Genomic DNA, 7,586 nt, shown 5'->3' on the forward strand with positions numbered 1-7,586 from the left:
GCTGTCCGCCCGCCCAGTTGATCGATTTCGACGTGCTTGAGGCCGCGGGAATCGGGTGGGAGGACCTCTTCGCCCGCGCAGTGCTCGCCGCCCCGTTCCCCGTGTGCCCGTCCACGACCGACCGACCGGGCGACCGCGTGGGTCGGCCGGACCCGGTCCGGGGCACGGTCGGCATCGAGGGCGTCGTGGTCAGGGCAGCCCATGACAAGCGGCCGGCCAGGACCCGGGATGGGTGATCCGCGGGCAACGCGCGTCCGCACACGTTCCTGGAAGACCGGCGGACCAGGGCAGCCGGCTCTCGCCCTGCCCGGGTCCGCGGTCACGCCGGCATGAGGACCGCGCGGGCGAGTTCGCGCGCTTCCTGCGGATCGACGGCCCTCATGACGTTCTCGGCCGCCGCCCGGCACTGCTCGGCGGTCACGCTCTCCGCTTGGACGCCGACGGACGGTACGGCCGCGGGTGCCATGGACAGAGAGGTGACGCCCAGGCCGACGAGGACGCAGGCGAGGAGGGGGTCGGCGGCAGCTTCACCGCACACCCCCACAGGCTTGCCGAGCCGCCGGCCGGCTTCGGCCGTCATCGCCACCAAGCTCAGGACTGCCGGCTGCCAGGGGTCGGTGAGGTGCGCGAGGTCCGCGGCCAGGCGATCGGCGGCCATGGCGTACTGAGTGAGGTCGTTGGTGCCGATGGAGACGAAGTCGACGACGTCGAGGATCCGGTCGGCCAGAAGTGCCGCCGCGGGTGTCTCGACCATGATGCCGGCGGTGAGTCCACGGGAGCGGACCTCGGCTGCGAAGCCGGCCGCCTCGTCGACGGTCGCGACCATGGGCGCCATCACCCAAGGGGAGGTCCCTGTCATCGCGGCGGCGAGAGCGACGGCGTCCAACTGCCGCTCCAGGAGGCCTGGGTTGCCGAACGAGAGGCGCAATCCCCTGACGCCGAGGGCGGGGTTGTCCTCGCCTGCCGACGTGGCGTAGGGGATGGGCTTGTCGGAACCCGCGTCGAGGGTGCGGATCACCACGGTGCGTCCCGTGTCGAACGCGGCGAGCACCTCGGCGTAGATCGCCGCCTGTATCTCGACGTCGGGCTCGGTTTCGCGGCTGAGGAAGCAGAGCTCGGTCCTGAACAGCCCGACACCCTCAACGGGCGTCGGGGCCGCGGCGCGGGCTGACCGGCCGTCGGCCACGTTGGCGAGCAGCTTTACCGGCGCCCCGTCGCCAGTTCTCGCGGGGCCGCACCAGGTCGCCAGCCGCTCACGCCACGCGCGGCCCTGCGCGACCCGCCGGTTCGCGTGGGTCGCGTCGGGCTCGGACTCGATGGTTCCTGACGTGCCGTCGACCAAGAGCCGTGTGCCGTCCGGGACAGAGGTGACGCCGGACGCTGCGACGATGCAGGGAAGCCCCAGCTGCCGGGCGATGATGGCGGTGTGGCTGGTGGGGCCGCCCCTCTCGGTGACCAGGGCGAGAATGCGCCCAGGGTCCAGACCGGCCGTGTCGGCCGGCGCCAGATCCTCGGCAACGAGGACGCTCGGTTCGGCCGGGAGCACGAGCCCCGGCTCCGCCACCCCCACGATCCGCGCGGTGATCCGCCGCTCGATGTCCTCCAGGTCGGTGACCCGTTCGGCCATGAGGCCGCCCATCTTGGTGAAGAGGACGGTGAACTCCTCCACGGCCCCGGAGACCGCGGTCAGCAGCGGCTCGCGCGCCTCGAGCCGCTTGTGTACAGCGTGACGCAGGCCCTTGTCCCGGACGAGTCCGGCGGTCGCAACGAGGACCTCGGCCGCGCTCCCGGAGGCGTTGGCGGAGCGGGCGTGCAGCGACTCGGCCACCCGCGCCACCGCACTGTCGTACGCGAGGAGGAGTTCTTCGGGGTCGCCCGGCGGGCGGCGGCGGTAGGCGTCAACGGCACTGAGGGCAATCTCGTTGGTGATCCGCGCCGCCGGGCCGTAGACGACACCGGGCACCACAGGCGTGCCGCTGAGGATGTTCGACGTCATGGTCATCATCGCTCCTCAGGCATCCAGGTCGCGTGCGATCAGGTCGGCGATCACATCGATCGCCGCCGGATCCTCACCGGCCACCTCTACGGTGTCCCCCCGCTGGGCGCCAAGGGTCATGATCAGCAGCGCCGAGGAGGCGTCAACCGCTTCCTCGCCCGGCTTGGCGAGTGTGATGCCGGCGTCGTACTCGCTCACCGCTGCCGCGATGAGTGCGGCAGGACGGGCGTGCAGTCCGACGGCGGAACCGACGGTCACAGTGCGGGAGGGCATATCGGACCCTTTCGAGACGTGTTGGCCTGCCGGTTCCGGCACTCGACGAGCATCCGGACGACGTGCAGATGAGGGGGGCGACCTCGCCCTCGGTGAGCGGCTCTCCCGGACGGAACTCCAGGACCTGCAGCCGGGAGCGGCTCGTCAGGCTGAGGTCGGACGGTGCGCGTGGCGGTGCTCTGCCGGTGCGATCGCCCTTGCGCTTGCGGCCGTTGGGAGATCGGACGAAGAAGTACCACAGGACAGTGATGAATTGCGCCGCGTCGACCTGTACCTGTGAGCGGTCCGTCCGCTAGACCGCTCACAAGGAGGTCGAAGCGCTACTGGAGAAACCCGCCCGTCCGACCGGCGATGACCCGCTGGGGCGGCAGCCAAGGTAAAGCGGGACACCCGCCACACGCAACTGTGACGCAGACCACGTCACCCGGGGCCTCGCTGCGCGCGGAACGCCCACCTGCCGGCATGGCCAGCGTCTTGCCGGCGTCGGCCAGGTCCGGCGGTCACGGCCGTGGAAGGAACAACTCGCGTGCCCCGCGCGGGCCTTGACGCGCTGTTCGCCGGCACCCTCGACGACCTGACGCGAAACGTGCCGCCTTGTTTCTTCCCGCTCTATTGACACCTCTGTCACCTTCCTGCAACCTGTCGCCAGGACATGTGACTGGTCATGCAGGCAGGATCCGAGCGGAAAACGCGTAACCGAACGCGTTTGCCGCCGGGTCCTTTTTTGTTGCCCGAAAACACTCTGCCTCCCAGATCAGTCGCGTACCGGGCCACAGGCGCAAGGAGTATTGGTATGGACGTGAACGGGAGCGCGAAAGCGGTTCTCGACGCCCTGGGCGGCGCGCAGAACGTCGCCGCCCTGCAGCACTGCTCGACCCGGCTGCGCTTCACCCTGGCGGACGACGCGAAAGTGGACGCACAACGCCTGCGGGCCATCCCGGGTGTGGTGGGGGTCGTGACCGGCCCGCCGCAGACGCAGGTCGTCGTCGGCAGCAAGGTCATCGACTTCCACAACGCCTTGAGCAGGCTGCTCGGTGACCGTGACGGGGATGGTGGGGCGGTGCCCACCGCCAAGACGCCCTGGACCTGGAAGCGCCTGGGCGGCACGGTGATGGACTTCGTGGTGAGCGTCTTCACCCCGGTGGTCCCGGCCATCGCCGGCGCGGGCGTACTGAAGTCACTGCTGCTTCTGCTGACAACGATCCACTGGGTGTCGGACACCGATCCGACCTACCTCCTCTTCGCAGCCATTCCGACAGCGGTCTTCACTTTCCTGCCACTCTTCGTCGCCTACACGACGGCGCGGAAACTCAACGTGAACCGGCCGGTCGCGCTGGGCACCGTCGGAGTGCTGCTGCATCCCGGATTCACCGAGCTGATCACGCGAGAGGGTGGAATCTCGATGTTCGGGATCCCTGTGACGAACGTGCCTTACAACGCGCAGGTGTTCCCCGCAATTCTCGCCGTTCTGTTCCTCGCGATCGTCGAGCGGTTCTTGAACAAGTACACGCCGGGGCCGATCCGGGTGTTCTTCGTACCGATGATGTGCTTCCTGATCGTCGTGCCGGTGACGATGCTGGCGCTGGGCCCCCTGGGTTACGGCATGGGCACTCAGCTCACCTCGGCGATGCTGTGGATGCACTCAACGCTCGGCTGGGTCGCGGTCGCACTGCTCGCCGCACTGCTTCCCTTCGTGATCTCGGTCGGCATGCACAAGGCGTTCATTCCTCCGACGATCAACACCATGACCGCGACCGGCTCCGAGAGTCTCTACAACCCGGCCTCGCTGGCGCACAACATGAGTGAAGCGGGTGCGACCCTGGCCATCGCCCTGCGCACCAAGAAGCAGGAACTGCGCGCCACCTCCCTCTCTGCCGGCGTCTCAGCGCTGTTCGGCATCACCGAGCCCGCTCTCTACGGCGTGACCCTGCAGAACAAGCGGACCCTGGTAGCGGTGGTCGCCGGGGCGTTCAGCGGGGGCGCCTATGTCGGCATCACCCACGTCTCCTCCTACGCCGTGGTCGGCCCTGGTCTGGCGAGCATGTCGATGTTCGTCAACGCCGACGATCCGTCCAACATCGTCAATGCGGTCGTAGGCCTGCTGGTGGCCTTTGGGGTCGCCTTCGCCATCTCCGCGCTGACCTGGAAGGACTCCACGTCCGCGGCCGTCGCCGAAAAGACCCGTCAGGCAGGTCCCGAGTCCGTGTCCGCCGGGGCGCCGGGCGCCGGCGAACTGCTGATCACTCCGGTCAGCGGCGTCGTGGTTCCGCTCTCCGAGGTCGGAGACCAGGTGTTCAGCTCGGGAGTGCTCGGTGCGGGAGTGGCGATCGAGCCGACCTCCGGCCGGTTCGTCGCGCCCGTGGACGGCACCGTCACCTCGCTGCTCCCCTCCAAGCACGCCATCGGCATCACCACACCGTCAGGCGCCGAGATCCTGGTCCACATCGGGATCGACACGGTGAAGCTGGCCGGTGAGCACTTCACCGCGTATGTCGCCCAGGGCGACGCCGTCACCGCGGGCCAGCTCGTCGTGGACGTGGACATCGAGGCGCTCAAGGCCGCAGGCTACGTACTGACCACGCCGGTCGTGGTCCTCAACTCCGCCGACCACCCGCTCTCCGACATCGCCGACGGCCCGGTCGGGACAGACGGCCCGCTCGCCACCCTCCGCAAGAAGGAACTCTCCGATGCCGCTGCCTGACAACTTCCTCTGGGGCGGCGCCGTGGCCGCCAACCAGGTCGAGGGCGCCTGGAGCAAGGACGGCCGAGGTCCCGCCGTGTCCGACGTAGCCGCCTACAAGCCGCACCTGTCTCCCACCGAGTACGCCGCCTTCCACACCTGGACCCGGGACAGCGTCGAGAAGGCGATCGCCGACACCGACGACTCCCGCTACCCCAAGCGGCGCGGCATCGACTTCTACCACCGCTACCCCGAGGATCTGGCTCTCTTCGCCGAGATGGGATTCAAGACGCTGCGCGTCTCGATCTCCTGGACCCGGCTGTTTCCGACCGGGGAGGAAACGGAACCGCTGCAAGCCGGCATAGACCACTACCGGGCGATGTTCCAGGAGATGCGCCGCCTCGGCATCGAACCGCTCGTCACCCTCTCCCACTACGACCCGCCGCTGCACCTGGCGCTGAAGAACAACTGCTGGGTCGAGCGCTCCACGATCGAGCTGTTCGAGCGCTTCGCCCGGGTCTGTTTCGCGGAGTTCGGCGCGTACGTGAAGTGGTGGCTCACGTTCAACGAGATCGACGGCATCCTGCGCCACCCGTTCACCTCGGGCGGCATCATCCCGGACACCGTCGAGGGCAGCCTCGACCAGGCCTGCTACACGGCCCTGCACCACCAGTTCGTGGCCGGTGCCCGCGTCACCGCACTCCTGCGCGAGATGGTCCCGGACGCCCGCATGGGCTGCATGCTCACCATGCTCCTGACGTATCCGAACACCTGCCGGCCCGAAGACGTCGCCGCCACCCAGCTCAAGGAGCGTCTGCTCTACCTGTGCACGGACGTGCAGGCCGACGGCTCCTATCCAAGGCTGGCCCTGCGCGCCCTGCAAAGCAAGGGGGTGACCATCCCCTTCCAGGACAGCGACGAGGAACTGCTGGCCACGCACACCGCGGACTTCATCTCCTTCTCCTACTACAACTCCTCGACGGAATCCGTCAGCCCCGACGCCGAGCGCACCCCCGGCAACACCATCCTCGGCGTGAAGAACCCCTACCTCGACTCCACCGAGTGGGGCTGGCAGATCGACCCGGTCGGCCTGCGGATCGCGCTGATCTCCCTCTACGACCGCTACCACCTCCCGCTGTTCATCGTCGAGAACGGCCTCGGCATGCGGGATGAGCTGACAGCAGACGGAAAGGTGCACGACCCCTACCGCATCGATTACTTCCGGGCCCACTTCGCGCAGATGATCCAGGCCGTCGACGAAGGCGTGGACCTGATGGGATACACCAGCTGGGCGCCGATCGACGTGATCAGCTCGTCCACGTCACAGATGTCGAAGCGCTACGGGTTCATCTACGTTGACCAGGACGACGAGGGCAACGGCAGCCTCAACCGCTACCGCAAGGACTCCTTCGACTGGTACCGCAAGGTCATCGCCACGAACGGAACGGACCTGACCTGAACCCGACGGTCCCCACCCTGCCCGTGCCGACCGTTCCAGTGCGGGTAAGGCCGCCCCACCCGCTTTCACCCCGTTGAGGATGCAGACAGTGTCGTCTCGCCAGACCATCAAGAAGGTACTCAACTCCAGCGTCGTCCTCGTGGAGGACGACACCGGGGTGGAGCGGGTACTGCTCGGCAAGGGCATCGGCTTCGGGCACAAACCGGGCGACACGGTACCGCCCAACGCCCCCGACCGCATCTTCGTCCCCCTACCGGACGACGACCGCCAGCACCTCACCGAGCTCCTGGCCGCGATACCGCCCGGCTACATCGAACTCACCCGGGAGATCGTCGCGCTGGCCGCAGACGAAGGACTCGACCTCGACCCGCACATCTACCTGGCCCTCACAGACCACCTCCATTTCGCAGCCGAACGGACCAGACAGGGACTGCGGGTCGCCAACCGCTTCACATGGGAGATGCGCACGCTCTACCCCGCACAGTGGACGATCGGGGTACGCAGTGTCGAACTCCTGTGGGAACGATTGGGGGTTCAGCTGCCCGAGGACGAAGCGGCCAACGTCGCGTTCCACTTGGTCAACGCGGACACAGGAGCCGAGCAGGCCGACCCGATGCGCGTCGTTCAGCTGCTGAACTCGGTGCTGCAGATCGTCACCCACACCACCTCGGCCCGGTTCGACGAGGACGATCTGCACAAAGCCCGGTTCATCAGCCACCTGCAGTACTTCGCTGAGCGGCTGTTCAGCGGAAAACTCCTTACCAGCACCGACGACTTCCTCTACACCCAGCTCGCGGGCCGATACCCGCGTGCGGTGGACGCGGCCGGCCGCATCGCCACGTATGTGCGGCAGACCTACGGCGCGGAACCGCCCAACGAGGAGATCGCCTACCTGGCACTCCACATCGCCCGAGTGGCACCAGAGTAGGAAAGCCCCCGCCCCACCCTTGAGGCGACTTGGCATGTGAACGGGTTTCCGGGCACTCACCCGCCTACGTTTGGGACGCGCGGCATTGGCTGCAGACCCAGTTCTCCGCGGATGGCATTGAGAAAGCCCTGCTCCGCTTCCCAGAGGCTTCGGAACAAGTCCGACGGTAGATCGGCGGCACTGCACGTCGCACGCGCCGCGGCCAACTGGCGTGCGTCCGTGACCATCTGCACGGCCGTACTGACCGTGT

General features: G+C 67.9%; 6 protein-coding genes. 3 read left to right on the top strand and 3 right to left on the bottom strand.

Features of this window, described 5'->3' with window-relative positions; translation table 11 throughout:
- Positions 1-319: 319 nt before the first annotated feature.
- The gene (locus EHS43_RS05300) at positions 320-1,996 is read right to left on the bottom strand and encodes a phosphoenolpyruvate--protein phosphotransferase (RefSeq protein WP_221740714.1); all 1,677 of its coding nucleotides are present in this window, start codon (positions 1,994-1,996) and stop codon (positions 320-322) included.
- Positions 1,997-2,011: 15 nt separating this feature from the next.
- On the bottom strand, positions 2,012-2,269 hold the full coding sequence (locus tag EHS43_RS05305; RefSeq protein ID WP_079658482.1) for an HPr family phosphocarrier protein: 258 nt from the start codon (positions 2,267-2,269) through the stop codon (positions 2,012-2,014).
- A gap of 664 nt (positions 2,270-2,933) precedes the next feature.
- On the opposite strand from EHS43_RS05305, the gene EHS43_RS05310 reads away from it, so the two are divergent.
- The 3 genes from EHS43_RS05310 (at position 2,934) to EHS43_RS05320 (ending at position 7,336) form a co-directional block, all read left to right on the top strand.
- Positions 2,934-4,970 (top strand): beta-glucoside-specific PTS transporter subunit IIABC, encoded by a 2,037-nt coding sequence (locus EHS43_RS05310; RefSeq protein WP_221740715.1) that lies wholly within the window; start codon positions 2,934-2,936, stop codon positions 4,968-4,970.
- Positions 4,957-6,408: a glycoside hydrolase family 1 protein gene (locus tag EHS43_RS05315; protein ID WP_125189359.1), complete on the top strand. Its 1,452-nt coding sequence runs from the start codon at positions 4,957-4,959 to the stop codon at positions 6,406-6,408. Before EHS43_RS05310 ends, EHS43_RS05315 begins: the two co-directional genes overlap by 14 nt.
- 88 nt (positions 6,409-6,496) lie before the next feature.
- The gene (locus tag EHS43_RS05320) at positions 6,497-7,336 is read left to right on the top strand and encodes a PRD domain-containing protein (protein WP_221740716.1); all 840 of its coding nucleotides are present in this window, start codon (positions 6,497-6,499) and stop codon (positions 7,334-7,336) included.
- A 56-nt stretch (positions 7,337-7,392) separates the two neighbouring features.
- Here EHS43_RS05320 and EHS43_RS47030 read toward each other — a convergent pair.
- The coding region (locus tag EHS43_RS47030; protein WP_221740717.1) for a hypothetical protein at positions 7,393-7,586 on the bottom strand (194 nt) is incomplete at its 5' end.

This window comes from Streptomyces sp. RP5T (assembly GCF_003933965.1).
In the GTDB taxonomy this organism is placed as follows: Bacteria; Actinomycetota; Actinomycetes; order Streptomycetales; family Streptomycetaceae; genus Streptomyces.

Bases quoted from the DNA above. Each gene is read 5' to 3' on its own strand.
- EHS43_RS05300 (WP_221740714.1), bottom strand. From the start codon at position 1,996: ATGACGTCGAACATCCTCAGCGGCACGCCTGTGGTGCCCGGTGTCGTC.
- EHS43_RS05305 (WP_079658482.1), bottom strand. From the start codon at position 2,269: ATGCCCTCCCGCACTGTGACCGTCGGTTCCGCCGTCGGACTGCACGCC.
- EHS43_RS05310 (WP_221740715.1), top strand. From the start codon at position 2,934: ATGCAGGCAGGATCCGAGCGGAAAACGCGTAACCGAACGCGTTTGCCG.
- EHS43_RS05315 (WP_125189359.1), top strand. From the start codon at position 4,957: ATGCCGCTGCCTGACAACTTCCTCTGGGGCGGCGCCGTGGCCGCCAAC.